This window comes from Levilactobacillus acidifarinae DSM 19394 = JCM 15949, assembly GCF_001434835.1.
Lineage (GTDB): Bacteria > Bacillota > Bacilli > Lactobacillales > Lactobacillaceae > Levilactobacillus > Levilactobacillus acidifarinae.
Genome location: NZ_AZDV01000021.1, coordinates 1 through 269, shown reverse-complemented (window position 1 = coordinate 269; position 269 = coordinate 1). Strand labels below are relative to the sequence as shown.

1 protein-coding gene is annotated in these 269 nt (G+C 42.0%); it reads left to right on the top strand.

What is annotated here, in order from left to right; genetic code table 11:
* Positions 1 to 33: 33 nt before the first annotated feature.
* A partial coding sequence (locus FD25_RS06790) for a hypothetical protein (RefSeq protein WP_083484111.1) occupies positions 34 to 269 on the top strand: 236 nt, incomplete at its 3' end.

Genomic DNA, 269 nt, shown 5'->3' with positions numbered 1-269 from the left:
CGGAGTGTCTTTTCCGGGCGAAAGATCGCTGAAATGGGTGATGAGAACTTGGTCATGCGCTGGCTTATGGGTAATATCGTGACCGTCCCAAGCTATCGAACAATTAATCGATTTCGCGTTCACCCACGAACTAAAACTCTGATCAAACGTCTCTATAATCTATTTAGAACCCAACTGACTTCTCTAGGACTAATTGATGATTCAGCTCTTTATATTGATGGAACTAAATTAGCGGCCAATGCTAATAAGTACACGTTTGTTTGGCGTAA